Here is a 24,880-nt window from a genome sequence, read left to right as displayed (position 1 = left end):
GGCGGACTGCTACATATGTTTCTAAAATGGAAAGCCTTTTTTTCGCTTCATGCATGGCGTCATTCTTTAACCGTCAAAGCGTTTTTCGGCTATTGGCTGGCCGTATTTGCGGTCATATGGACGTTCATGGAGTTTACCGGTTATTTCTTCACGATGAACAACGAGCCGGTGAAGCCGAATGTCTGGCTGGTACTTGGCCTCGGAATCGTGATCGCGGCTTGGATGAGCCGCCCCCGGCTAACCCGGACCGTCCGAATGACGGAGAAGGATATGCAGCTGCAGGTTGCCGTAGACAACCTGTTTCGTCTGAAGGATGCGTCTCTGATCATCCCATCCAACTGCTGCTTCAAGCACGACCATATCGATGAGGATGCGGTCATCGCCCAATTCCGCCGCCTGTTCTTCACAAGCCCCGCCCAGTTCGATCAGGCTGTGGACGATGCGCTTCGGGATCTACCGGCGGAGCATGCCATCGTAAACGGCCAGCAGGTCAAGAAATATCCGGTCGGAACGGTAGTCCAGCTCCCTCTGCCAGGCTCCGGAGGACGGTACGCGTATATCCTCGCCTCCTCTGAGCTGAACGAGTATGGGAGAGGAGTACCGCATATTAACGATCTACAAGCCGCCTTATCCGCGTTATGGAACCATATCGGGGAGCGCGGCAATACCCGGCCGCTCGCTATTCCGATGCTTGGCAGCGGCCGCCAGCGTCTAACCCAGACCAGACTGGAGCTGCTCGCGCTGATCGTCCAGTCGTTTCTTCGGGGCAGCCGGCACCGCAAATTTACAAGCCGATTGACCCTCGTCATTCATCCGAATGCCTACCTCGGCAACAAGTATAACCTGGATGATGTGGAGTGCTATCTAGCGTGTGCCGATAAGTTTAATTATGACAGGTAAGGATTTCCTTCATCAAAAATGGGGAGGGCCATAGTCGCCTCTCCCCATTTCTATTTCATTAATTTGGCTACGGTGGTCAACAGCTCATCCAATACGTCACGATCGCCTTCTTCGATACGCTCCACCACACAACTCTTTAAATGGTCTTCCAGCAGCTGCTTTCCGACTCCATTGAGGGCGGATTGAATCGAGGCGATTTGATGGAGGATATCGTCGCAATACACATCCCGTTCAATCATCCCTTTCACCCCACGGACCTGCCCTTCAATCCGGTTGAGTCGATTGATTAAATTTTGCTTCGTTTTATCGGAATGATGGCTTTTTCGCTCGGTAGACGATGTATGGCTGCATGAGGCATCCTCATTTACATGGTGATCGATTTGAATCCCTCCTTATCTATCCTATACCTTACCATGCCCCTTTATCCTAAGTAAAGAAATCCCCTGGCACCATGAGGCTGCGCTTTATTGAATCTCAATGACATAAGGGACCGTAAAAACTTTGCCTTGATGCTGGAATTGTCCCCAAATTTTATACGTGCCCGGATTCGGGAAGGCGGTCATAAATGCTGCGGCCGGTCCGGATGCTTTTTCGTCCATTGGATGCACATGAAGATATTGCTCCGCGTCCTCCGAAAGAATGACAACGTGTCCGACAGCGCCGAGGTATTGCTCCAAATTGCTGATGCCTGCCTTCGTTTTTTGGTCCTTGATGGTAAATGTCAGCTTAGCCTCAGCTTTTGCCTTTGTGCTGCTTAAAGTCAGTGCGACTTCTTTGCCATCAACAACTTTCACCAGCCTCGCATCCGCTTTGACGCTTTCCAGCGGTTTTGTTACTCCTTCTACCTTCACCCACTCGCTAAGGGTTGTGCCCGATCCGCCTTTCGGAACAAAATCTGCAAAGAGCTTGTATTCTCCGCCGCTCGGAAACGAGGTATCTACCGTGAACGTCCCTTTTCCGTCCCATACGGGATGGATGTGGTTGAAGTAAGAAAGGTCCTTGTTCACGATGATCAGATGCATCAGCTTTTCATGGCTCCATTCAAAATCATGAACGGCCTGACCGTTAGTGTCTGTCACTTTAATGTTCAGCTTCGTGTTTTCGGATGCTTTGGCCTTACCTGAAGCAAATGAGAAGGAAGCATGATAGTTGTGTCCCGCGTGGCCGCCTGTATCATGACCGCCGTCTCCAGCGACACTCTCTTTTGACGTACCGCAAGCGGCCAGCAGCCCCAAGGCCAAAACTCCGGTTATCATTAGCGTTATCCTATGTTTCATTTTAGGGTTCGCTCCATTCCGACTTCATAATTAGTGGCGTACTTACACGCTGCAAGCGAAGCGCGTTAAGGACAACCGATACCGAGCTTAACGCCATCGCTGCGCCCGCCACCCATGGGGCAAGCAAACCAATCGCGGCAATCGGAATACCGAGCGTGTTATAACCCAGCGCCCAGAAAAGGTTTTGCTTGATATTGGCCATCGTCTTCCGGCTCATAAAGATCGCATCAGGAATGCTCGACAGATCGCCGCGCATCAGGGTCACATCCGCCGCTTCCATCGCAACATCCGTTCCGGTGCCAATGGCCATGCCGATGTCCGCTGTCGCCAGCGCTGGCGCATCATTGATGCCATCGCCAACCATCGCTACCTTTTTGCCCTGGGCCTGTAATTTCTTCACTTCCTCGGCTTTGCCTTCAGGCAGCACCTCCGCCCGAACATGGTCAATTCCAACTTGGGCCGCAATCGCCTTGGCGGTTCGTTCATTATCGCCGGTAATCATGATGACCTCAATGCCCATTTGCTTCAGACGGCTCACCGCCGCTTTCGACGTTTCCTTGATCGTATCGGATACAGCTACCATACCGGCATAACGATTGTCGATGGCAACCAGCATAGCGGTTTTGCCTGCTTCCTCCAGAAGGGACATCCGCTCATATGCCGCCTCCGCATCCACGTTATATTTCTCCATCAAGCGGCGTGTGCCGACAAGCAATTCCCGGCCTTCTACCCCTGCCTTGATACCATACCCTGGAATGGCTTCAAACGATTCCGTTCCTGGCAGCTCCAGTTGCTTAGCTTGAATACCAACAACAATCGCTTCTGCCAGCGGATGTTCTGAATTTTTCTCAGCCGCACCGACAAGTCGGAGGAATTCCGCTTCGTCGCCCTCCGTTATCACATCTGTCAGCTCCGGCTTGCCTTTGGTGACCGTGCCTGTTTTGTCCAGAATGATCGTATTGATCTTGTGCGTCTGCTCCAAATGCTCGCCGCCCTTGAACAAAATGCCAAGCTCCGCCGCGCGGCCGGAACCGGCCATAATCGAAGTTGGCGTAGCCAGCCCGAGGGCGCACGGGCAAGCAATAACGAGAATCGCAATGGCAATTTCGAGTGCATGGGCAAAGTCGCCAGGCGTAATGAAGAAGTACCAGACCAGAAACGCCACAACCGCAATCCCTACAACAATCGGAACAAATATACCCGAGATGACGTCGGCTACCCGCTGAATCTGCGCTTTAGAGCCCTGCGCTTCTTCCACGACTTTAATGATTTGAGCAAGTGCAGTCTCTTTGCCGACTTTGGTCGCCTTGATACGCAGGATGCCGTTCTTGTTGAGGGTAGCCCCGATGACCGCATCGCCTGCCTTCTTCTCGACCGGAAGACTTTCACCAGTCAGCATGGACTCATCTACCGAGGACACGCCTTCAAGCACTTGACCGTCCACCGGCACTTTATCGCCAGGGCGAACCAGCACCACATCCCCGGCGATAACGTCTTCCACCGGGATCGTTATTTCCTGGCCATCCCGAACGACCAAAGCCGTTTTCGCTTGCAGCCCCATCAGCGACTTGATTGCTTCCGAAGTGCGGCCCTTGGCCAGCGCCTCGAACAATTTACCCATGATGACCAGCGTAATCAGCACCGCGCTAGTTTCATAGTAAAGCGCAGGGCTATCATGCATCTGACCCCCAGCGGCGTACCAGTCGATCGTCAGATACAAGCTGTAAAAATACGCGGCCGATGTTCCAAGCGCAATCAGAACATCCATGTTTGCGCTGCGATTACGCAGCGCCTTATACGCGCCGACATAAAACTGCTTTCCGATATAGAACTGTACCGGTGTGGCCAGCAGGAGCTGAACCCAAGGGTTCATCAGGAAATCTGGCGTGTAAATCCACGAAGTAAATGAGAAGTGACCAACCATCGTCCACAGCAGCGGAAAAGCAAGCACCGCCGAGATGAGTAATTTCCGCTTCTGCCCACGAATCTCATGATCGCGATGGTCTCCCGCGTTCTGATTTTCCTGTTTGACCAGAGCTTTATAGCCCAGCTTTTTGACTTTTTCCTGCATGTCCTCAATCGTGATTTCACCCGCCGAATACTCGACACGGGCCGTTTCCATCGCAAAGTTTACGGTTGCGCTGGTCACGCCGGGCAACTTACTAAGCCCCTTCTCAATTTTGTTGGCGCAGGCAGCGCAGGTCATGCCTTCCAGATTAAACTGCGCCACCTCCGTCACCGTGCTATATCCGAGCTTCTTGATGGTATCTTCTAGGTTTTTCACATCCACCTTGGCCGGATCGTAGGTGACATTCGCTTTTTCCAGTGCAAAGTTGACATTCGCAGTAGTCACGCCATCCAATTTAGTAAGCCCTTTTTCAATCCGGTTGGCGCAAGCGGCGCAGGTCATGCCCGTTATTTGAAAAGACGACTGTTTCGTCTTAGCTGCCGTAGTGGCCACTATCTTCACCCCCTTAACGAATAAGCTTACCCCACATCATATCCCTGTTCTTCAATGACTTCTTTGATCTGATCCAGTGAAACCTTCTGCTCATCGAACGACACGTCGACCGACTCGCCCTTCAGGTTCGCTTTTCCCGTTACGCCCATTTCTTTCAGTGCACCTTCAATAGAGTTAACGCAATGCTGGCAGCTCATGCCTTGTACATTCAATGTTACGTTCTTCATGGTTTCATCCGTCCCTTCATGAATTAAATAGTTATCTAACCCTCATAATATGAGGGTTGGCTGCTGTAAAACCATCGCTTTATGAAACTTAGTATACCCCGGTACCCTATATTAAGTCAAATGCTTTTCTCATCTTTTTACATTTCCCTCTATAAAAAATAAAAACTTTTGGCTTGACAGCCATTTTCGATGCACCTATAATAAGCTCAACATAACATATGAATACATGCTCACATATAAATAGTTGGAGGGGTTTTTATGTCTGGACATCATCATGACCATGGCCACGATCGCGAGCACAGCAGCAATAGGAGAATTTTGCTCATCTCATTTGTTATCATTACGGCGTATATGGCGGTCGAAGCTGTAGGCGGATTTATTACGAATAGCTTGGCCTTGTTATCGGATGCGGGCCATATGTTGTCCGACTCCTTGGCCTTAGTGATTGCCTTGCTCGCCTTCAAGTTTGGCGAAAAAGCGGTCAGTACAGGAAAAACATACGGGTACAGACGCTTTGAAGTACTAGCTGCTACACTTAATGGATTGACCTTGATCGGCATTGCCCTTTACATCTTTTATGAAGCAATTGAACGTTTTGCCAACCCGCCGGAAGTTGCTACGGTCGGCATGCTGATCATCAGTACAATCGGGCTTCTGATTAACATCCTGGTTGCTTGGATTATGATGCGCGGAGCTGACACAGAGCATAATTTGAACATGCGTGGTGCCTTCTTGCACGTCATCAGCGACATGCTGGGATCGGTAGGCGCCATTGCAGCCGCTCTGCTCATCATGTTCTTTGGCTGGGGCTGGGCAGACCCACTGGCCAGCGTTATCGTCGCCGTACTCGTACTTCGCAGCGGATATATGGTGAGCAAGTCTTCCCTGCATGTGTTAATGGAAGGCACTCCGCGCCATATCAATTTGGAGGACATCGCGCAGGCGATATTGAAGATCGATGGAGTTAAAGGGGTTCATGATTTGCATATCTGGTCGATTACCAGCAACATGCATGCCCTGACTGCCCATATAGTCATGGATGGAAACATGAAGTTGTATGAAACGGAAGCCTTGCTGCGCAAAGTCGAACATATGCTGCAGCATAAAGAGATTCGCCACACAACCTTGCAAGTTGAATCTGAACAACACAAACATGAGGACAATCTCTTATGCAGCATTAAAGCGAGTCCGCCCGATGCACACGCCCATCACCATCATTAATGCCCGCGGCCTTATCATTTCTGGAGAGCAGCTGGATGCCCGGCCGCTCTCTTTCTTACACCTTCATCCCCCGCTTTACTTCCTCAATAACGGCTTTTACGCCCTCATAAATTTGCTCCGGTTGGGAGCGGGAAATGCTGATGCGCAAAAACTTCTCCCGCTGAAGATAGTCTGAGAGGTAGAACAGCTTCCCGCTTGCCACGAGAACCCCCCGTTCCTTCAGCCGATCCACTACCCGCTCCAGATTGACTGCCAGCGGCACCTTGAACTGCGTGAACACGCCCGACCGGACATCCGCCACTTCGAGCAGCCCCGCATCATTATACCTCTTGACGGCATCATGCAAGATCTCGATCCTCGATTCATACTGCCGAAATATTTTTTCCCTGTGCCTTTCGTACATGCCGTTCTTGATGTAAATATCAAGAGCTGCTTGTGACAGCATGGCAGCGCCATTCTGCCCATTATACGTATAAAAGCGATCCAAAAGCGGCTCCGGCAGTACCACGGCGCCTAATCGCAATCCCGGGAAAATGATCTTGGAGAAGCTTTTCAAATACACCACATGCCCGCTCTGGTCATACGCAAATATCGGTTCAAAGCCTCGCCTGTCTCCGAGATCCGCCATATAATCATCCTCTACCACATACACATCATACTTGGCCGCGAGACTGGCTATCGTCTTCTTCTCCTTGACATCGTAAGATGTGCCGAGTGGATTATGATGTCTCGACATCGTATAGAAGCATTTGATTTCCCCGTCGCGGAATAGTTCCTCCAGCTGCTGCAGATCGATGCCGTCTGTGGTACGCGCGATGATCTTCACCGGCAGTCCTTCCGCCTCAAGGAAATTCAAAAACAAATTATAGCTCGGCTGCTCCACCAGGACCGTCTTCCTGTCGTTCGGGAACGGCATCCGCGCTAACGTTTGAAGCGCCTGGTGGATGCCCGACGTCACCGCAATATGCTGGGCCTTGGTAAACACTTGATCATCGGCGAGATGCTTAACGAGCGTTTCGCGCAAAGCGGCAAGCCCCTTCGAATCCCCATAGGTAAACAAATGGTATTTGTAGGTGTCGATTGCCTTGTTCAAGCAATGCTGAAAATCCCGGTATGGAAATACATTCAGATCCGGAGACGAAGAAGCAAAATCAATGACCCTGACATCTATACCGGTATCTTCCTCTTCGTCCTCCACCATATAGTAACCGCTCTGCGGAATCGAGTAGATCGCATGACGTTTTTCAAGCTCCTCATAAGCCCGCGTCACCGTGCTGATGCTGCAGCCATACAACTCTGCTGCCTGACGAACGGACGGCAGCTTCTGTCCGGGGCGAAGCTCGCCTACAGCCCGCTTTTGTTCAATATCCGCCAGGATCTCCAAATATTTTTTCATGATCTGCTGACACCCCATGCTTCAAAATCGATCTGAAGTACTTCTTATCTCCCACTATAGCGAAAAAAGCTCCCCCACACTATAACGGCTGACCCTAACTGTATCGATACAGTTTCGTTTTTTTCAAATTGTGCCTGGAAACGGGATGACTTACGATTCTAATTACAGGTTCAAATCTCTTTCATTCGCCAAAAGGAGGAAATCATCTATGCAATCCAGGACACAACGCGGTCGCTACTACGCTTATATCGCCGTTCTCGTCTATGCGGCCATCATCGGGTTATCGTTTCTGTTTTCGAAGGTCGCCCTCACGTACGCAAGCCCCATCGACACCCTCGCTCTTCGCTTCACCTGGTCGTTCGCGGCAATTGTCGTGCTGCTTGCCACCCGCGTGTTTCGTATTTCACTCAAGGGTAAGCCGTGGCCGAGATTACTCTACTTAGCCCTGTTGTATCCGCTCGGCTTCTTTATCTTGCAGACATTCGGATTGAAGCATGCTACATCTGCCGAGGGCGGCATTATCTTTGCGACAACGCCGATCCTAACCGCTTTGTTGGCGGGGATTTTTCTGAAGGAATCCACGAATCTGAGACAGAAGCTCTCGATTCTGATTTCCGTAATCGGCGTGGTTTTGATCTTTGTCATGCAGGGCACCGGCCTTGATCTTACAAATGTGACGGGCATCTTGCTACTGACCCTTTCATGTCTCGCATCTGCGGGCTATGTCGTGCTTTCGCGCTATCTGCTTCGCACATTCACTCCGCCCGAGGTTACCAGCTTCATGATGGCGATCGGGTTCGTCATCTTTTGGATAGCGTCACTCACTGATCATGCGGCTAACGGGACAATGAACCAAATCTTCGCGCCGCTCGCGAATGCGGAATTTGTCTGGTCCATCTTTTTTCTCGGCATACTGGCGTCGCTGGTGACCGCTTTCTCGTCCAGTTACGCGCTGACCAAGCTTGAAGCCTCCAAGATCAGCGTATTTTCCAATCTATCTACCGTCATCTCCATCGCAGCCGGAGCTTTCATACTTGGAGAGACAGTAACCGTCTACCATCTCATCGGTTCCGCACTCATTATTGCAGGAGTAATTGGAACGAATGTGAAGCAGAAGGCCCGGCAGGGCAGCATCGCTCCGAGTTATCAGACGAAGCAAGCCGAAGGGTAAACTCTTTGACCCATACACCATAAAAGGAGTGCAAAGAGAATGAATGTGTTTGTGGTATTATTAGGAATATGACTATGCTTTTGGATGGCGGTGACTCCTAATCATTCAAACTCAGTTTGAACTGTTAATCGAACCACATATTTCTGCGTTACAAGCTTAGAGCCTACTTATTTCGTGTTGCCAAGAATACTTGGATAGATGGATTCCGAAAAAAACAGTTCATCAGTTACCTTTTATGGACGAACACATTGCTGATAATAATGACAATCACGCTTGTCTCGATATGCCTCAGAAACAGATTCATATGAGCAAAAGAAAACGAATAACAATGCTTCTGAATGTATGTCTCATGAGTTAATGGAGCTTTTTATTCAAGCATTTCGAAGCGGAAATATGAATCAAATATATACTTCGTACAGAAAGCTTCGAAATCGTGGTTTAGACGTTTCGAGAGTGTGGATGCAAGAGGAATACATTTACTTTGACTTTCAAGACCCCAACGGATATGTAATGCGCATCAGTTCAAACAAATATTTTTAGTAGCCGTTTCTTTTATCTGCTAAGAATCGTTATATAAAAATGAAAACAATTTAGGAGGGGATCATTTGTCGGGAAAATCATTTCATCTTCAGGTTATCGAGCTGCCAGTAAAGAATGTTAAGGAGTCTGCTAAGTGGTATACCGAAATGTTTGGGTTAGGTTTTTGTTTTCCGTATAACGAAGGTGATGATGAAGCATGGTTAAACTTAAATGGTATGGGATTGGGTTTGATTCGCTCGAACGAACTGGCAAAATTGGACTTTGTCACGTCAAAAGGTGAAAGGAAACCCTTTTTCACTTTCCAAGTTGATAACATTCAGGAGCTTCATGAAGAAATGATTCAAAAAGGCGCAGAAGTTCAAGAAATGGTTTATAAACAAGGAGGCGGATATAGCTTCCAGTTTTTTGACCCGAATGGAAATCACTTGGGTATATGGGGCGGATGGCCAAAAGAAGAAAACGACAGTATTAATTGAAGAGGGGCCATGGCCCCTCTTCGTTGTATCCGCCAATGCATCTCCGATTTATGCTAAGGGGCGACCCTGCTATTTCACTTTAAATAGGGACACGGAATGGTTCAAATTCCTCGGCAAGCTGGGCCAGAGATTGCGAGGTAGACGCCGTTTGTTCAGCAGCAGCGGCCGCTTCCCCACTGGCAGCGGCGATCGATTCGATGGAACGCAAAACCTCCTCTGTTTGTGCCGACTGTTGTTCCCCAGCCGCCGCAATCTCCGATACTTTATCAGCGGACTCGTTTACCATAGAGATGATTTTCTCGAAAGCCTTACCTGTCTGCAGCGACTTTTCAACACCGTCAGCTACGGAACTAACGCTTACCTTAGTATTATTTTGCATACCTTTGATAATCCGGGTGATTTGCTTGGTCGCTTCGCCGCTACGTTCCGCCAGCTTTCGGACCTCGTCCGCAACCACGGCGAAGCCTCTTCCCTGCTCTCCGGCGCGCGCAGCTTCAATAGCGGCATTCAAGGCCAATAAATTAGTCTGATCAGAGATATCGTCGATCACCTCTATGATCTCCCCGATTTTGTTGGAATCCTGCTCAAGCAGCCCCATTTGCTCTTTGATTTTATTCATCCCTTCAATGGAAACGGCAACTTCTTGTCCCCCGGCTTGGGCCGTTCTGGCCGTATCGTTAGCCAATTCGGCTGCTTTTTCCGCATTGCGGGCAACGTTATAAATCGCGATATTCAGTTCCTTAAAGAGATCGGTTATCGTCTGTGAAGCCCTGGCCTGCTCAGAGCTGCCACCCGCTATTTCTTCGGTGCTAGCGGAGATTTGTTGAGAAGCGGCAGCAACGTTCATTGAGCTTTGTATGATCCCGCCGATCAGCTGCCTGAATTGCCCGACCATATGATTTAGAGAAGAGGCGAGCTGGCCGACTTCATCTTTGGTACGGATGGGCAGATCCTCTCTTAAATCCCCATCCGCTATTTGTTGGACGTGCGTCACCATGAGCTCAATTGGTTTGGTCAAGCGGCCCGCGTAAAGGAATGTAATGATACTGCCAATAATCGAGGCGCCGAGAAGGGTTACGACGAGTATATAAAAAATACCGTCGGCACCTTTGTTGAAGTCGGACAAGTATGTACCTGCACAAACAACCCAGCCCCAGTTCGGATCCAAATTGGAGTATGTAATTTTCGGTGCCGTCTCGTTCGGATCGTTGGGAAGTTCCCACTCAAACGACGTAAATCCCCCTCCGCCAATCGCTTGCTTAACCAGCTCCTGTTGCACCAGAATACCATCAGGAGATCTCGAATCCCATAAATTTTTCCCTTCATTTAAAGGATGTGCCAGCGCATTCCCCTTTTGATCGTAAATAAAGATATAGCCGTATTGCCCCAGATCGATTTTTCTGTTTATCGGGCGATGGCCATTGGCATCTTTCTTCCCGAGGATTTGTTGCTTAACCTGCTCCTGGGCCTCTTCCAGACTGACTTTGCCGGATTTGACCTGGATGTCAAGCGCTTCAATCATCTCAAGAACAAGTTGAACATCGTTTTTCAACTGCATTTTACCGGAGTCGGTCAACCTGCTTTTTGTTTCATGATAACTAACCAGTCCGATGATGAGGCATGGAATAAGCAGTAATACCATGCACAGCATAATCATTCTCATGCGAATGGAGCGAAATTTCTGTAAGATTTGTTTCATCGTAGGTCTCACCTTTCTGTAGCTGATATGTTTTGATTCAGTACGACCCTGAGATTACGCTGCCTGACAGCCGCGATTCCACTTTTTATCAAAAAAACGACTTAAATCGACAAAAATTTTATTAAAAAAAGATCATTTCTCTTGTAAGAAATGATTTCGACAAGATTCAAGGCTACATCGATGATCGGCTAAACTGCGCGATCAAGGACATAAATATTCCAAAAGACCCGAATATTCCCCTTGCTCTATTCAATTATAAGACTTTACGACTAGAAAATAAAGACATTTACCGAACCTTATTTAACGAGGTGTGTATGTTTTCATGCAGAAAATGCCGATCTCCACCCAACCCCAGCTATATACGAGGGAAAACATATAAATGAAAAGGAAGGTACTCGTATGAAAAGATGAAGATACCGATGGGCCTAAAATGAACGCCTTCAAAACATACGCACGTTACCACGCCATCACCTGCCGGCTGCAAAATTCCATCATTACATTCTACTTGCTTCAGCCCGGTTCTATGCTCAATTAGGCCTAGCTCTCCGCACCAACTATCATAAAAATGTCATTCCCTACGTTTTCATATTGTACAAGAATCACTAGCATTGTATCGTTGAATAAGGTGATCGCTATGAAAACATTCCTGCTCCGTTGCAGAAGACGGCGTGCTAAGCTTCTGATTTGGAAAAAGAGACTTTTTAAGCAGTTGCACAATCTGACGCCATCGCTACCTGCTCATATACGCGTTTCGCTCAACGTTTCATGGGGACCTTTCTATGGGGGGACAGTTATCGTGGACCGTGCGATGGAAAAGGTTAAGATCATGGTGCAAATACCGTACGACGGTTTTTTGACGAATGACGAGAAGATTATTTTGCAGCGTTATCAACTAAGTAAGAGGGATCTCCCCTACTTTATCTTATTCCATGAGTTTTCCCATCTCAGGGATGCTCTCTTACATCTGAACCATGGAACCCTGAAAGACTTCAAGCGTTATCTGGCCGATTGCCAGCAAATCGTACGAGATGCTCCCGATTATCGGGAAGTCCCGTTCGAGGAGCAAGCGGACCAGTTCGCCTACCAATGCATGCTTGAGCATTGCAGGAAAGCAGGATAAGGTTGTGCATCATAACTGCAGGCAAGCCAGTTATCCCCGGCTTGCCTGCAGTTCTCTTTTCTTCACGATTTCTTTGATATAATCGGCCGTGCGAAGCGCGAGCGACATAACGGTATTGGTCGGATTTCCCGCGCCGGAAGTAACGAAGATACTCGCGTCGCATACGAACAAATTGGGAATGTCGTGGCTTTGTCCATAAGAATTAACGACCGAATCGGCGGGATTTTTGCCCATCCGGCATCCTCCCATCATATGGGCCGTATCCGGTACGACGAATTCCACTTTACCTCCCTCCGCCTCTAAAATGGAACTCATCTTACTTACCGCGTGTTCGATCAGTTTTTGGTCGTTTTGCCCGTAGCTAAACGTCACTTTCGCCCGCGGCAAACCATATTCGTCTTTCTCATCTGCCAAAGTCACACGATTATTCGGATTCGGCAATACTTCGCCGACCATGGTGACCCTTCCGTAATGATTGTAGTCCAAGAGCGCTTGCCTGAATCGCTCACCCCAAATCGGGCCGCCCTGCGCTTTGGAAATTCCGCTCGCGAATTCGACCGGTCTTGCACCATGAGCATGAAGCGTATAACCACGGACAAAATCGCGATTCGGGTCTGTTCGATAATAATCCAAAGTCGTCGCGAGTACCGGCGTCCCTTTATACAAGCGGATCTCGTAATCGAACTTTGCATACACGTCATTACTGCTGTGTACCATGATGGATTTCCCGACCATGCCGCTGCTGTTTGCAAGTCCGTCCGGGAACTGCGCATTGGCCGAATTGAGCAGCAGCCTTGGCGTCTCCACAACGAATGCGCTGAGAATGACCAGCTTGGCCTTCTGCTCATATGTTTTGCCGTTACGGACAAATGTCACCCCTTTAGCCAAACCGTCTTTGCCCATCATCACCTGCGTCACCATGCAATCAGGCAGCACCTCGGCTCCGGCCTTGATCGCTTTCGGGATGTGCACAATGAGCGTGCTGAATTTCGCATCGGGCATGCAGCCTTGATTGCAAAAACCGCGGTTGATGCACGGAGGACGGCCTTCAAAAGGCGCAGATAAGATGGCCAGCGGCGCAACGGACGAGCGAATCCCCTGTTTTTCGCAGCCGTTCATGAACAAGTAGGCGTTTGGACTCAGCGGTTCGCGCTCCGGATACGGATAAGGACCGTTAAAGTGCCCCCAGGGAAAATGCTTCGGTCCCGACACCGCAATAGCTTTTTCCGTTCGGGTGTAATATGGCTCCAGGTCCTCATAGCTGATCGGCCAATCTTCCGCAACCCCATCGATGGTCTTCGCCTGAAAGTCCACATCCTGAAAGCGCAAAAATACGCCCGTAAAATGAACGGTTCCCCCGCCGACGCCGCGTCCGGAATTGTTATGCCCCATCGTGAGGGGATCGCTGCCATCCACGATTCGCGTATCCTGCCAACCGAGATTCTTCATGGTGAGCTCGTCGCTGGCAAAATCCTTCTGCGGATCGCGCAGCGGTCCTGCCTCCAGCACAACGACAGACATCCCGGCTTCGCTTAATTCCTTGGCCAAGACGCCTCCCGCAGCACCGGCTCCGACAATGACAACATCCACCTCTTCATTCGCATACTTATGCTTCATGCTCCGCCTTCGCCTCCCAGGGATCCAATTGTCCTAGCTGTGTACGCACGTATCCGCGCGGATATGCCGGTCCGGCATATCCGATATCCGACCAGACCCTCGGGTGCGAGCAATACGATTCTACCGTGAAGCGCATCAGGCTATCGAAGAAGATCTTCTGAGGAATATCATGCCATACTTCTGCCGGTTCCGCTTTCCCCGTGCTGATGTCACCTATCATCTGTTTTTGCCCAGTTGCGTCCACTTGCGAAAAAGACGAGGAGTAGTTGTGTTGAGAAGTCTGTTCGAGCGCTGACAATCCTTGTCGAATCAATTCCGGTGCAGCGGGTACGCCGACCTTCCTTTGTCCTTCGCCAGGCGATGAATATAAGCTTCGATCAATATGGACAACGACTTTCGCGAGGGCGTCCGACGACGAATCATCCACCAGCAAGCTGCAAACGCTGCGTAACAGTTCAGCCTCCTGTTTAGTAAGAAACTGAAATCCTACGACAAAATCTATTCGCGAGGTCACGATTTTTTGCGTGTGGTCGTCCCACTCGTCCTTTTCGTCCAAGACGTTAAAGGAAGGGTACCGCGTTTTTCCGTTCATATCGGGTTCCTCCAATAGACCGCGATAAGTCCGAGCACACTCAGCGCCGTGAACATCAACGGAAGCGTAACCGGCGGTCCGATCAGGAAATTACGCAATGCCCATCCTCCAACTCGGATGCCAACCCCCCGGAAGTGGAAATAAAACCCGATTGCCCCGGAAACGATCCCAACCCACATGAGAATCTGAAACAAAGCACTTAGCCAATTCGCGTTATAAACCGTAAAGGCAATTCCGGCTATAAGGAAGATCGGCGCCAAAATAACCGGCACCCACATGGCCTTGTGGTTAAAATTTTGCCGGTAGTGGAACATCGTCACCTGAATCCCTATCACCAAGAAAGCCAGGCTGACAAACAAAACCAAAATTCGTGCTATGGGCCAAGCATCCCAAAACATGCGTCTTCCCTCATTTCATTATGTCGTCATTGTATCGGCTCTCGTTAGGTTATCATTTCCAGCATCCAGAAAATTCATCCAAACCTGTTCATAATGAACAAGCCGCGCATCCATACTAAGAAAAAGGCAAAGTCAAGGAGCTGTCATCAAAATGAGAACCGAAATTCAAAATGTTGCGGATGTCATCATCGAGCAGCTGCGATTATGGGGCGTCAAGCGGATTTATGGGGTGATCGGGGACGCTATCTTTGGCTTTATGGAAGGTCTCTCTCGGCACAATGATTTGGAATGGATTGGCGTAAAACACGAGTCTGTCGCGGCCATGATGGCGTCGGCCGAAGCCAAATTAACCGGCCGAATCGCCGTATGCGCCGCGCAAATGGGACCTGGCCTGACCAACTTAATGACCGGCCTTGGAGATGCGTACTTAGACGGCGTTCCAGTCCTGGCTATTTCCGGACAAGCGCCCACCCGCAAGATCGGAACGGCATACAAGCAGTATATCAATCAGCAGGAACTCGTTCAGGCGATCACAGGGTTCAGCCGTATCGTCATCCATCCCGATGCAGTCGTTGACACACTTGCACAAGCCATGTTTAAGGCAGTGCATCAGGCAACGCCCGTTCATCTGTCTATCCCTTCCGATCTATGGAGCCTTCCCTGCGGGACAAAACCGCGCGAACCGATTCAGATCGCGAAGCCAATGGCTGGACGGAGCCAAATCCAGCAAGCGGCGAACATGATGCTTACGGCGAAACGCCCTGTCATCCTCGCCGGCAATCGAGCAAGATTGGCCTCTGATGCCATCAAGAAATTGGCTGATCGCTGGGGATGCGGAATTGTCATGAGTTACGGAGCAAAGGGGATTATAGCGGATTCTCACCCTTACCTGGCGGGCGGTTTGGGCGAGGGCGGCAATCCTTATGCAAGCGACTTATGCAAACAATCGGATGTCGTCCTTGCCATCGGTACCTCTTGGTGGCCCGAGCATCATGTCCCTGGGCATGCCCAAGTGATCCATATCGAAGAGAGGATCTCGGTGATCGGAAAGGTTATTCCGTCACAATTCGGGATCGTCGGGAATATCGCAGAGACCGTAGGAGCACTCACAGCATGCATCGCAGACTACCGTCCCGATCGAAATTGGCTGCAAGTCGTGAACCATTGTAAGCAAGCCTGGAATGATCAGAATGACAGCGAACGCGCCATCACCTCTTCTCCGCTTCACCCTGCAGCCATTGTCAGCGTCATAGAACTAACGACGGACAACGACGCCATTATTGCGCTGGATGAAGGAGATGTCACCCTATGGTTTCTGAGAAGCTTTAAAGGAACCGCACATCAATTGGTGTTGTCGGAGCGCTGGAGAACGATGGGATTTGGATTGCCGGCCGCAATGGCAGCGAAATGTTCATATCCGAACCGGCAAGTCGTTTGTGTTACGGGGGACGGCGGATTAGGAATGGTACAGGCGGATTTGATCACAGCCGCACGTTACGGACTTCCCATCAGCGTCATCGTTTTCAATAATGGAACCCTGCAAATGGAACAAGACAAAATGATGATGAAACATCGCCGTCCGTTTGAAACGGACATCTCGAATCCGAAATTCGTCCAAATTGCGGAAGCGTCTGGATGGGCAGCCAAACGGGCGGAAACGAATGATGAGCTTCGCATCGCCTTAGATGAAGCGAAATCTGCCTCCAAGCCTTACCTGATCGATGTCCCGACGGCGAAAATAACGCATCCGGACTTTCAAATCCAACATGAAGGGAGCATGAATCCATGACAACGGCAACCGAAAAACATCCCGTATCCGTAACCATGCCCAAACCTCCTTATCCGCTTCAGCACCAGGATACGCAGCCCGGTATTGAGTCTCTGATGAATCCGCGTCCCATTTATGACGATCCGAACTATAAACCGGGCGGCAAGCTGAAAGATAAAGTGGCCATCATTACCGGGGGAGACAGCGGCCAAGGACGCGCCATAGCCGTGGCATTCGCCAAAGAAGGCGCAGATGTCGTCATTGTGTATCTTAACGAGCATACGGATGCAGAAGAAACCAAACAAGCTGTCGAGCAGAGAGGGCGCACCTGTCTGTGTATAGCCGGGGATCTTGGCCAAGAAGCCTTTTGCCAACAAATCGTAGAACAAACCGTGGCACATTTCGGCAAGCTGGATATTCTCGTGAATAACGCGGCAGAGCAGCATGTACAGAACGATTTGGAGAGCATTACATCCGAACAGATGGAAAAAACGTTTCGGACCAACTTTTTCTCGGTATTTTATTTGACGAAGTTCGCTCTTCTCCATTTGAAGCAAGGGAGCACCATCATCAACGCCGCCTCCCTCACCGCCTATGAGGGGAATGAGCAGCTCATCGATTATTCAGCCACCAAGGGCGCCATCGTTGCCTTTACCCGTTCGCTCTCGAAATCGTTGCACAGCAGGGGCATTCGAGTAAACGGCGTCGTCCCCGGAAGCATATGGACGCCTCTGATTCCCGCATCCTTCCCTGCGGGTCAAGTCGCCAAGTGGGGAGAAAAAAATCCGATGGGACGCGCAGGCCAGCCCTGCGAGATTGCACCCGCGTATGTTTTTCTGGCATCGGATGACTCCTCGTATATTTCCGGACAGTTCATTCATGCCACAGGCGGCGTTGTTATGAACAGTTAAGAAGAACCAAACTCGTTCGGACCCTAAAAAATTGGCATTCGCGCGCCGCTGCTGCCGTTAAGTATGGTGCGGGTTTGCGCACGAAAAAGCATCTACAGCGGCAGTGGCTGTAGATGCAACAATAGCATGGCTATATGGTTCCTAGGCGGCCGAGCGCTGTTGCAAGATCTTGACGGGGCCGCCAATACGGTTGACGGGATGGATACGTGCTGCCCCTGCTAATTCTACAATCCCAGTTACAACTCGGAACCATTGGGGCAATCCCAAATGATTAAATGCTTCCACATGCATGTTGATACCCGTAACTTTTCCGAATCCTGCAAATAGAAACATGATGACAAGGATTCCTTGTAAGATATAAGTTAAGATTTCCACGACACGTCTCACTTCCTTCTTCAATTTCGTGTTACTGTATGTTATTTAGATAAAGCCCTGCGTACCATTGGCGCTACTTTGTTCGCCAGTAGATCGATTGCTTTTTCTACCCGAGATGATGGCTGACCACCCATATCGAATTGTCCCATGAAGCGTGAATGCCTGAATAACTCATGCTGATACAAGATTTTCTCTGCTAATTCTTCTGCACTACCGATTGCCAATATTTGTTCCGCTGCTCTCTGAGGCATCAATTGCTCTTCCGTCGTTCGAAAGTGTTGACCACGCTCCTTTAAAAAGTATTCGAAATAGTGATTATAGTGCGAAACAAATTCGGTAATCGCTTGCTCCCCAGTTTGCGCAATATACGAATGCCCCGACACTGAAACCCTTAGCTTGGATAAATCATGACCTGCTTCTCTTGCAGCTTGCCAATAAAGGTCTACTAATGGCTTGACGGATTCTGGACGACCGCTTAGCAAGGCAAGTGCCATATTTACTCCAAGTCTGCCTGCACGAACGGCACTTTCAGGTGTGCCTCCCACCCCAATCCAAAGGGGAAGTTTCTTCTGAACGGGTCTAGGTGCTATTTGTGCATTTAGAAGAGATGAACGAAACTTTCCTTGCCAGCTAACAACTTCCTGTTCTTGCAATTTCATAAACAGATGCAGCTTTTCATCAAACAATTGATCATAGTCATCTAGACTTTCTCCAAAGAGAGTGAATGATTCTAAAAATGCCCCACGTCCTACAACAATTTCAGTTCGTCCGTTAGATAATAAATCAAGCGTTGCAAAATCTTCATAGACACGTACTGGATCCGCTGTGCCAATAACGGATATGGTACTGGTTAGTTTAATATTTTTCGTCTCGCGTGCAATCGCTGCAAGCAGCATGGCATAAGAAGATGTTACAAAGTCCAGACGATGATGTTCGCCAACACCAAATATATCGAGGCCTGCTTCATCCGTCATTTTTGCTATTTGTATAATAGCTTCGACTCTGGATTGTGCGTTAGGGCTATTTCCACTTGCATCAGGTACTCGTTCTCCTAATGAATATACTCCGAATTCAAATTCGACCATTTTCTTACCTCCTAGTCAATTTTAAATAATGTGCTTGCGAATCATGATTTTTCCTACCCAACAACTTTCGTTTATACAACACTTGTAGTAAAATCAATGTAACAAGTTGGATAAATATAAGCAATCGACAGTATTTCAGATCTATCGCTTAACCAACATAATGATAAAAATGTCTAAAAAGCAGGTGAGAATGCTATGGAAAAACAAATCGACCCCCGTATTCTTCGCACTCGTAAGCTCATTATGGACGCATTTATTGAGTTAACTAAGAAAAAAGATTTTAATGACATCACAATCGGGGATATTACATTTGCTGCAACGGTTAATCGCGCAACCTTTTATAATCATTTCATTGATAAATATGACTTGCTTGAAAAAGTGTTAAGTGAAAGCGTGATGAGAGAAGTCCTTCAAGAAGTAAGTATGCATGAGGTCATTAACGAAGAGACGATAACGTCGATTTTCACCTCGATTATTAAGTTCCACACATCGGTTGGTAACCAGTGTCAGCGAAGTTATGAAGCTTTTACACCCCAAATAGAAACGATCTTTAAAAGGGAACTCCGAGCCTTTTTTTCAGAGTCGGCGCAAAGACAATGGTCTAACCAAAATCAAATAGAAATAGAGACTTTTGCGGTGATGTTAAGCTGGTCACTTTATGGGGCTGCCATGTATTGGATGCAAAATCGCACGACAAAACCAGAAGATTACGTAAAGCAAATATTGCATAACATAAAACTGGGATGATGTGGATGCGAATTAGCTTCATTTTGTCGTGTTTTTAATTATTTTCATGAAAAAAAGCATCTACAGCGGCGGTGGCTGTAGATGCTTTTGCAATACTGTCACATCTCATTTCGTACCATCAATATAAGGCACTCCACATGTGTTGACTGCTGAGTGTAGCGCAACTAACAATTCCTTACAATTCTCATAAAGCGACTGATTACTTCACGTGTAATAGACCTCATCGCTGCAGATGCGCTCTCCCACATGAGTTAGTTCGACTACTTCTAATCTTAAGTCATTGAGCATCCGATCAGCCTGATAGCCTATGAAGAACATCCTGCAAAACAGCCGCTCATTCCTGGGGCACCTGTCTGCCTTAAGGGGAGTATATCCGTTCGCATGAGGCCTCAAGAATAAATAGTACGACGTCTTGAAATGATGCGTTTATACATCGTTTTGTTGCTCAGGCTTTTAAATGTATTAAATTGGGGAGCAGTATTTGCTTCAATAATCCATATATAACCTTTACGATCTACGCCAACATCGATACCTAACTCGCGAATGCCGGGAAACTTCCGATCCATCGTTCTGGCCAAAGCCAGACACAATGCGTTGATACGATTTATCTTTTGACTCGCTATTTTCGGTTGATTTTTATATATGGAGCTGAAGACCTCCTCTACTGTTTTCGGAGTGGCCCCCTGACTATAATTCGTTAAGAATCTGCCTTGAACAGCCACCCGCACCACTTTCCCCGAGATAAACCACTTTGAAGCAGGTTTCTGCATATATACGCGTATATCAAAAATGCGATTCTTATATTTTGCCAACTCCAATCCTTGTTGAATCAAATACGTCCTCTTCGGCTTCATCAATCGTTGCACGGCCTGGACCGCCTTTTTTCTTGGAATTTCGCGGTGCTGCAACCCCCATGAAATCTGAATTTTTCTATAATGAAGTCGCCGCAAACGTATGATTCCTTTGCCTTGGCTGCCTCTATTCGGTTTTATGAATAGAGATGGATATTTTCTTATCATTTTCCGAGCTGTTACCGATGTATACGGGTACGTCTCTGGAAGATGCCGACGAAGAATCGGATCGGACTTCATCGCATTCTCTTTTCGCAGCTTCTCTCTCACTTTGCGAACATACATTTTTATCCCTTACTTTCATTTTGGTTTTTATTCCGTTTCAAAAATCTCGCGATTATTTCTCATATGCTTATATTTGGCCCATGGGTTTCTCCTGGACGGCACACTCACCATATCTAACCTCGCTTTCTGTTGATACGGCAATATATGATTGTTTGATCGCCATGATCACGACTATTTTCCCTTTCCATTCGCACAAAAATTGCACATCCGAATCAGTGTCCCGGTTTATACGGCTCCTGCTTTTCACGGTTTTTGAGGAACCGGCGGACAACGTTGAAGTTCAATTGTGTATTGATCCGGTCATCAAAAGCGGATTTTGAGCCTGCCCTGGCTTGGATAAGGCGTTTATATCTTTCCAACTCATCTCAGCAAGTATATCTTGTTACCGAACCAATAATTGAGGAGTGATTAAAATTCCTCTGGAAAATATTTACTAAAAGTTACTAAAAGGTAATGTGATGCGGAACCATCCGGTACTCCGACGTCATCTTCCCGAAACCCGCCGTTTCAAACAATCCAATCTTGTACGAATACAGAAACGTTTCTCCACCCTATTCATCAAACCCGATACGGGAAGACAAGGCGACGGAATCATAAGGGTAAAGTACGCTGAAAACCGTCATGCTCAAATCTCGAAGGGTCTTCGTCACTGGAAAGTGAGGAAACGTAACGTCGGGAAAACAGTTAAAAAGCTTATCCAGGGGAAAGGGACTTATATAATCCAACAGGGACTCCCATTGGTCAAGTACAAAAAGAGGCTTATTGATATCGGGTGTTTATGCAAAAACCGGCATCCAAATGGCTCGTTTCAGGTGAAGTAGTACGGGTAGGAGCTGCAGGCAGGTTTGTCACCAATTACCACAACGGAGGAAAGCCGGCGTACCTGAAGAGCGTGTTGCATTCCATTTATAAAAATCAGCCAAATAAAGTGAATCGCATGATTCGTGATATAGAAAAAATTTCGATGATCTCATCAAAAGAGTTAAACCGAAAATTCCCGAAAAACCACCAATGGGGCGTAGATATTGCGCTGGATAAAAATGGACGCCTTTGGATTATCGAATCCAATGCCAGTCCGGCTTTCTTGACTTTTAAGCATCTGAAAGACAAAACCATGTATAACCGTATTTTGAGAAGGAAGCACCATATTCGCTCGAAATACTCGAGAGGATGAATGACGAACGAATGACGGAACCGATGGAGGTATCGAACATCAATGATGAACTACAACATTGTGAACGCAGAAGAAATCGAAGCGCTGAAAAAATCGATCATCGTATTGACTGACCGGGAGAGGGATGAGATCACCGGATCATATCCGAGCTTCCGCAGCTGGACATTCGGTCGATTGATGACGATACGTTGCTATTAATTGAACTGGCAGGCCAGCAGTTGCCGAAAAGACTATTGGAAGCGTTGGTCCGTTTCCGTCGAACCCCCAATCCGTACGGAACATTGCTGTTCCGTAACCTGCCTATCGATTCTGTTTTGCCGGTTACGCCGATGGACGGTAAATTTTCCGCGGCGAAAGACTCTTATTACAGCGAATATCGTCTGCTCTTATTTATGTTGTTTTTTGGAGAACCTATATCCTATGAGGATGAGAAGGAAGGATTGCTCATTCAAAACATCTGTCCGGTGAAAGGCCACGAGACCCGTCGGGAAAATACGAGTTCCAACCTCTTGAACTTTCATACGGAAAACGGGTTTCATCCGTATCCACCGGATTATTTGACTTTGACGGGGTTGCGGCCGGATCATGAGAAAGCAGCAAAAACACTGACGACTTCCATTCGTATCGCCTTGCGTTATTTGCCGAGCACATGCTTAACCTTATTAAGGCAGCCTTTATACCGCCTTCGCCCTTCTTCTTCATTTAATATCCAAAAGGAGGGTGATTATTCGGTGCAGATGCCCGTTCTTTCCGGGAACTTGCTGGAACCGGATATGTGTGTCCATTTTGTTTCGATGGAGGCCGAGACGCCCGATGCCCGTTGGGCGCTCGATTCCTTGAAGGAGGCGCTGCTTAAGAACGTTGTGGCTTTTAATATACTGCCGGGAGATATGCTGATCGTGGACAACAGGATGGCCGCGCATGCCAGAGCGCCGTTTAAGCCGCGCTTTGATGGGACCGATCGTTGGCTTCAGCGGATGTTTACGATCACTGATTTCCGGCGCTCCAGCTTCAGCCGGGGACACAGCAGGCATGTCTGTTCACCGCTCAGCGTCGAATATATCAAGAACAGATAGGCAAATGCATGACTAAAGGACACCGATAGTCGATCTTCATAAAGAAAGGCGGAGCAAGGAATATAATCTGACTCCGCCTTATAAGTCAGCCTCAATCGTTTCAACTTGACAGCCGCTTGAGCTCTGGTCGTGTGTTCGGAAGGCGCCATCATATCTTCTGTTACCCCATGGATGATTCCCGCCGCTACGGATTGTGCAGTGTTCCTTATTATCTCGCTGTCCGGTGCAAAGCTGTCTTCCGAAATCCCATCGATCAATCCTGCATTTTACCCCTGCTTCGATGTCTCAAAATGCTACTTCCTTAGATACCTTTTTTATTCTTCTCCTTCACTAGTGGTTATTTCGTTAAGCGTGGCTATCCTTGATGATGGCTTCGCCTAAGGGTTGCCCCTGGCCAATGCTGGCTTTTCTCACGAAATTATAAATATTGTTTTTATATATAAACCGCAATTAATATCATAACCGAACAAGTAGACGATCGATGGTATCCATTGGATGCTTATTGATCCGCTTCATGAATTGGCTCACATGAAGTCTGATCTTATAGAACTTTTCAAAGAAAATGTTGTTGACCACGTCTGCTTTGAGCCAAAGCCAGAGCCCTTCGACTGGGTTGAGATTGGGACTGTAAGGCGGCAGGAAGACTAGCTGTAGACGAGGATGTTTTTTGAGAAACGGCTGTAAACTTGTGGCATGATGAATTCGGCTATTGTCCAGAACAAGTGCAATTTTTCCAGTCGGGTATGCAGTGAGAAGATCTTCAAGAAAGCGAACAAAAGCCGCTACGTCCGCTTTCTCTTCTTCCCGGTGATGCACCTGTCCGGTTTCGTAGTTAATCGCTCCAAACAACTTGGCTCCTTCATGCTTGCCGTACGTCGGTACTTTACGTTGTTTGCCGCGCGGGAACCAATTGTATTGCAGTGCTTGATAGGAACGGATCATGGATTCATCTTCAAATAGCAGATGATCCATTTCTTCAGCCTCAATTTGTTGCTTGAGCGCAGTAAAGGTTTGCTTACGAAAAACAGCTTGGGCGTCCGGATCGGCCTTAGCCAGCGAATAAGTCGCTTTGGTAAAGCTGAAGTTCATCCGTTTGAGCATCGCACTGATGCCTCGTACACTCATGTCAACACCATATGTTGTCTTGATCCACTCGGCTACCAACGGAAGCGTCCAGGTATAACGCGCTTCAAAGCCAACATCGACAGGTGTTTTTTGTTCCAGCATGGCGCCAAGCTCATTGCGTTGCTCATTCGTGAGCTTCGTCGGTTGACCGGGGGAATGATCCATTTCCAGCCCGGCAAGACCATACTTCTGGTAGGCTTGCCAATAAAGGCTGATTGTTTGGCGCGTTCGATTGAGTAAACGGCCGATCTCTTCAAACGAGTGACCTTCAAAGCGAAGGCGGACTGCAAGGTACCTCTCGTAAAGTCGTTTATCTGATGTTTCTCTCATGGACACATTGAGTTGCTCGATTTTTACGGTACTCATTTCCATCACCACCGGTTTTTTT

Annotated in this window: 24 protein-coding genes and 1 pseudogene; 11 read left to right on the top strand and 14 right to left on the bottom strand. The window is 48.2% G+C overall.

Translation table 11 applies throughout. The annotated features are described in order from the left end of the window. Positions 1–15 precede the first annotated feature (15 nt). Positions 16–900, top strand: a complete 885-nt coding sequence (locus GSF01_RS27470) for a macro domain-containing protein (RefSeq protein ID WP_159888449.1) — start codon at positions 16–18, stop codon at positions 898–900. Between the two features lie 50 nt (positions 901–950). Here the strand turns inward: GSF01_RS27470 and GSF01_RS27465 are convergent, their stop codons facing one another. The 4 genes from GSF01_RS27465 to GSF01_RS27450 all read right to left on the bottom strand — a co-directional run bounded on the left by GSF01_RS27465 (position 951) and on the right by GSF01_RS27450 (position 4,865). Then, positions 951–1,280, bottom strand: coding sequence for a metal-sensitive transcriptional regulator (locus tag GSF01_RS27465; protein ID WP_407945807.1), 330 nt, complete (start codon positions 1,278–1,280; stop codon positions 951–953). Positions 1,281–1,364: 84 nt separating this feature from the next. Then, positions 1,365–2,177 (bottom strand): hypothetical protein, encoded by an 813-nt coding sequence (locus tag GSF01_RS27460; RefSeq protein ID WP_201305496.1) that lies wholly within the window; start codon positions 2,175–2,177, stop codon positions 1,365–1,367. Between the two features lies 1 nt (position 2,178). Further along, on the bottom strand, positions 2,179–4,641 hold the full coding sequence (locus tag GSF01_RS27455) for a heavy metal translocating P-type ATPase (RefSeq protein WP_159888462.1): 2,463 nt from the start codon (positions 4,639–4,641) through the stop codon (positions 2,179–2,181). Positions 4,642–4,664: 23 nt separating this feature from the next. After that, positions 4,665–4,865, bottom strand: coding sequence for a copper ion binding protein (locus tag GSF01_RS27450; RefSeq protein ID WP_159888448.1), 201 nt, complete (start codon positions 4,863–4,865; stop codon positions 4,665–4,667). Between the two features lie 258 nt (positions 4,866–5,123). Between GSF01_RS27450 and GSF01_RS27445 the strand changes: the two genes are divergently transcribed. After that, positions 5,124–6,086, top strand: a complete 963-nt coding sequence (locus tag GSF01_RS27445) for a cation diffusion facilitator family transporter (protein WP_159888447.1) — start codon at positions 5,124–5,126, stop codon at positions 6,084–6,086. Positions 6,087–6,141: 55 nt separating this feature from the next. On the opposite strand, the gene GSF01_RS27440 is transcribed toward GSF01_RS27445, so the two are convergent. Continuing rightward, the gene (locus tag GSF01_RS27440) at positions 6,142–7,482 is read right to left on the bottom strand and encodes an aminotransferase-like domain-containing protein (RefSeq protein ID WP_159888446.1); all 1,341 of its coding nucleotides are present in this window, start codon (positions 7,480–7,482) and stop codon (positions 6,142–6,144) included. A gap of 208 nt (positions 7,483–7,690) precedes the next feature. On the opposite strand from GSF01_RS27440, the gene GSF01_RS27435 reads away from it, so the two are divergent. Together GSF01_RS27435 and GSF01_RS27430 are read left to right on the top strand one after the other, a co-directional pair. After that, a complete protein-coding gene (locus tag GSF01_RS27435) occupies positions 7,691–8,653 on the top strand; it encodes a DMT family transporter (protein WP_159888445.1) in 963 nt (320 codons plus the stop codon). A gap of 605 nt (positions 8,654–9,258) precedes the next feature. After that, positions 9,259–9,669, top strand: a complete 411-nt coding sequence (locus tag GSF01_RS27430) for a VOC family protein (RefSeq protein WP_159888444.1) — start codon at positions 9,259–9,261, stop codon at positions 9,667–9,669. A gap of 79 nt (positions 9,670–9,748) precedes the next feature. Here GSF01_RS27430 and GSF01_RS27425 read toward each other — a convergent pair whose 3' ends face one another. Next, on the bottom strand, positions 9,749–11,368 hold the full coding sequence (locus GSF01_RS27425; protein ID WP_159888443.1) for a methyl-accepting chemotaxis protein: 1,620 nt from the start codon (positions 11,366–11,368) through the stop codon (positions 9,749–9,751). A 796-nt stretch (positions 11,369–12,164) separates the two neighbouring features. Between GSF01_RS27425 and GSF01_RS27420 the strand changes: the two genes are divergently transcribed. Then, on the top strand, positions 12,165–12,488 hold the full coding sequence (locus GSF01_RS27420; RefSeq protein ID WP_159888442.1) for a hypothetical protein: 324 nt from the start codon (positions 12,165–12,167) through the stop codon (positions 12,486–12,488). A 30-nt stretch (positions 12,489–12,518) separates the two neighbouring features. Here the strand turns inward: GSF01_RS27420 and GSF01_RS27415 are convergent, their stop codons facing one another. From GSF01_RS27415 to GSF01_RS27405, 3 genes are read right to left on the bottom strand one after another with little or no spacing between them, the layout of a single operon-like run. Further along, a complete protein-coding gene (locus tag GSF01_RS27415; protein ID WP_159888441.1) occupies positions 12,519–14,105 on the bottom strand; it encodes a GMC family oxidoreductase in 1,587 nt (528 codons plus the stop codon). Further along, on the bottom strand, positions 14,095–14,697 hold the full coding sequence (locus tag GSF01_RS27410) for a gluconate 2-dehydrogenase subunit 3 family protein (RefSeq protein ID WP_159888440.1): 603 nt from the start codon (positions 14,695–14,697) through the stop codon (positions 14,095–14,097). The genes GSF01_RS27415 and GSF01_RS27410 overlap by 11 nt, the downstream gene beginning before the upstream one ends. Then, on the bottom strand, positions 14,694–15,095 hold the full coding sequence (locus GSF01_RS27405) for a hypothetical protein (protein ID WP_159888439.1): 402 nt from the start codon (positions 15,093–15,095) through the stop codon (positions 14,694–14,696). Before GSF01_RS27405 ends, GSF01_RS27410 begins: the two co-directional genes overlap by 4 nt. Before the next feature lie 151 nt (positions 15,096–15,246). Here GSF01_RS27405 and GSF01_RS27400 point away from each other — a divergent pair, with 151 nt between their 5' ends. Together GSF01_RS27400 and GSF01_RS27395 are read left to right on the top strand one after the other, a co-directional pair. Then, positions 15,247–16,884: a thiamine pyrophosphate-binding protein gene (locus GSF01_RS27400; RefSeq protein WP_159888438.1), complete on the top strand. Its 1,638-nt coding sequence runs from the start codon at positions 15,247–15,249 to the stop codon at positions 16,882–16,884. After that, entirely contained in the window at positions 16,881–17,774 is an 894-nt protein-coding gene (locus tag GSF01_RS27395; protein ID WP_235941770.1) for an SDR family oxidoreductase, read from the top strand. Before GSF01_RS27400 ends, GSF01_RS27395 begins: the two co-directional genes overlap by 4 nt. Positions 17,775–17,915: 141 nt before the next feature. Here the strand turns inward: GSF01_RS27395 and GSF01_RS27390 are convergent, their stop codons facing one another. Together GSF01_RS27390 and GSF01_RS27385 are read right to left on the bottom strand one after the other, a co-directional pair. Next, a complete protein-coding gene (locus GSF01_RS27390; RefSeq protein WP_235941769.1) occupies positions 17,916–18,149 on the bottom strand; it encodes a DoxX family protein in 234 nt (77 codons plus the stop codon). Between the two features lie 41 nt (positions 18,150–18,190). Further along, complete coding sequence (locus tag GSF01_RS27385) at positions 18,191–19,234, bottom strand: LLM class flavin-dependent oxidoreductase (protein ID WP_159888437.1); 1,044 nt, start codon at positions 19,232–19,234, stop codon at positions 18,191–18,193. 195 nt (positions 19,235–19,429) lie between these two features. On the opposite strand from GSF01_RS27385, the gene GSF01_RS27380 reads away from it, so the two are divergent. Then, positions 19,430–19,981: a TetR/AcrR family transcriptional regulator gene (locus GSF01_RS27380; RefSeq protein WP_159888436.1), complete on the top strand. Its 552-nt coding sequence runs from the start codon at positions 19,430–19,432 to the stop codon at positions 19,979–19,981. Positions 19,982–20,370: 389 nt separating this feature from the next. On the opposite strand, the gene GSF01_RS27375 is transcribed toward GSF01_RS27380, so the two are convergent. Then, complete coding sequence (locus tag GSF01_RS27375; RefSeq protein ID WP_159888435.1) at positions 20,371–21,117, bottom strand: YheC/YheD family protein; 747 nt, start codon at positions 21,115–21,117, stop codon at positions 20,371–20,373. Between the two features lie 458 nt (positions 21,118–21,575). Here GSF01_RS27375 and GSF01_RS30520 point away from each other — a divergent pair. The 3 genes and pseudogenes from GSF01_RS30520 (at position 21,576) to GSF01_RS27360 (ending at position 23,367) form a co-directional block, all read left to right on the top strand. Then, positions 21,576–22,291 (top strand): annotated as a pseudogene (locus tag GSF01_RS30520) (YheC/YheD family protein). Positions 22,292–22,333: 42 nt separating this feature from the next. Further along, on the top strand, positions 22,334–22,489 hold the full coding sequence (locus GSF01_RS27365; RefSeq protein WP_159888433.1) for a hypothetical protein: 156 nt from the start codon (positions 22,334–22,336) through the stop codon (positions 22,487–22,489). A gap of 131 nt (positions 22,490–22,620) precedes the next feature. After that, positions 22,621–23,367, top strand: a complete 747-nt coding sequence (locus GSF01_RS27360; protein WP_328803714.1) for a TauD/TfdA family dioxygenase — start codon at positions 22,621–22,623, stop codon at positions 23,365–23,367. On the opposite strand, the gene GSF01_RS30515 is transcribed toward GSF01_RS27360, so the two are convergent. Together GSF01_RS30515 and GSF01_RS27350 are read right to left on the bottom strand one after the other, a co-directional pair. Beyond that, a complete protein-coding gene (locus GSF01_RS30515; RefSeq protein WP_159888431.1) occupies positions 23,262–23,624 on the bottom strand; it encodes an S-layer homology domain-containing protein in 363 nt (120 codons plus the stop codon). The two genes, GSF01_RS27360 and GSF01_RS30515, sit on opposite strands and share 106 nt — an antisense overlap. A 199-nt stretch (positions 23,625–23,823) precedes the next feature. Further along, positions 23,824–24,867 carry an IS630 family transposase gene (locus tag GSF01_RS27350; protein WP_407945806.1) on the bottom strand — a complete coding sequence of 348 codons (1,044 nt, stop codon included), beginning with the start codon at positions 24,865–24,867 and terminating at the stop codon, positions 23,824–23,826. Positions 24,868–24,880: the final 13 nt, after the last annotated feature.

This window comes from Paenibacillus puerhi (assembly GCF_009846885.1).
In the GTDB taxonomy this organism is placed as follows: domain Bacteria; phylum Bacillota; class Bacilli; order Paenibacillales; family NBRC-103111; genus Paenibacillus_G; species Paenibacillus_G puerhi.
The sequence above is the reverse complement of the archived record's forward strand: the minus strand, read 5'-3'. Positions and strand labels throughout refer to the sequence as shown.

What these genes read in the sequence shown, in the direction of transcription:
- GSF01_RS27470 (WP_159888449.1), top strand. Translation starts at nt 16, where the DNA reads ATGTTTCTAAAATGGAAAGCCTTTTTTTCGCTTCATGCATGGCGTCAT.
- GSF01_RS27460 (WP_201305496.1), bottom strand. Translation starts at nt 2,177, where the DNA reads ATGAAACATAGGATAACGCTAATGATAACCGGAGTTTTGGCCTTGGGG.
- GSF01_RS27450 (WP_159888448.1), bottom strand. Translation starts at nt 4,865, where the DNA reads ATGAAGAACGTAACATTGAATGTACAAGGCATGAGCTGCCAGCATTGC.
- GSF01_RS27445 (WP_159888447.1), top strand. Translation starts at nt 5,124, where the DNA reads ATGTCTGGACATCATCATGACCATGGCCACGATCGCGAGCACAGCAGC.
- GSF01_RS27440 (WP_159888446.1), bottom strand. Translation starts at nt 7,482, where the DNA reads ATGAAAAAATATTTGGAGATCCTGGCGGATATTGAACAAAAGCGGGCT.
- GSF01_RS27435 (WP_159888445.1), top strand. Translation starts at nt 7,691, where the DNA reads ATGCAATCCAGGACACAACGCGGTCGCTACTACGCTTATATCGCCGTT.
- GSF01_RS27425 (WP_159888443.1), bottom strand. Translation starts at nt 11,368, where the DNA reads ATGAAACAAATCTTACAGAAATTTCGCTCCATTCGCATGAGAATGATT.
- GSF01_RS27415 (WP_159888441.1), bottom strand. Translation starts at nt 14,105, where the DNA reads ATGAAGCATAAGTATGCGAATGAAGAGGTGGATGTTGTCATTGTCGGA.
- GSF01_RS27410 (WP_159888440.1), bottom strand. Translation starts at nt 14,697, where the DNA reads ATGAACGGAAAAACGCGGTACCCTTCCTTTAACGTCTTGGACGAAAAG.
- GSF01_RS27405 (WP_159888439.1), bottom strand. Translation starts at nt 15,095, where the DNA reads ATGTTTTGGGATGCTTGGCCCATAGCACGAATTTTGGTTTTGTTTGTC.
- GSF01_RS27400 (WP_159888438.1), top strand. Translation starts at nt 15,247, where the DNA reads ATGAGAACCGAAATTCAAAATGTTGCGGATGTCATCATCGAGCAGCTG.
- GSF01_RS27395 (WP_235941770.1), top strand. Translation starts at nt 16,881, where the DNA reads ATGACAACGGCAACCGAAAAACATCCCGTATCCGTAACCATGCCCAAA.
- GSF01_RS27385 (WP_159888437.1), bottom strand. Translation starts at nt 19,234, where the DNA reads ATGGTCGAATTTGAATTCGGAGTATATTCATTAGGAGAACGAGTACCT.
- GSF01_RS27380 (WP_159888436.1), top strand. Translation starts at nt 19,430, where the DNA reads ATGGAAAAACAAATCGACCCCCGTATTCTTCGCACTCGTAAGCTCATT.
- GSF01_RS27375 (WP_159888435.1), bottom strand. Translation starts at nt 21,117, where the DNA reads ATGTATGTTCGCAAAGTGAGAGAGAAGCTGCGAAAAGAGAATGCGATG.
- GSF01_RS27365 (WP_159888433.1), top strand. Translation starts at nt 22,334, where the DNA reads ATGATGAACTACAACATTGTGAACGCAGAAGAAATCGAAGCGCTGAAA.
- GSF01_RS27360 (WP_328803714.1), top strand. Translation starts at nt 22,621, where the DNA reads ATGGACGGTAAATTTTCCGCGGCGAAAGACTCTTATTACAGCGAATAT.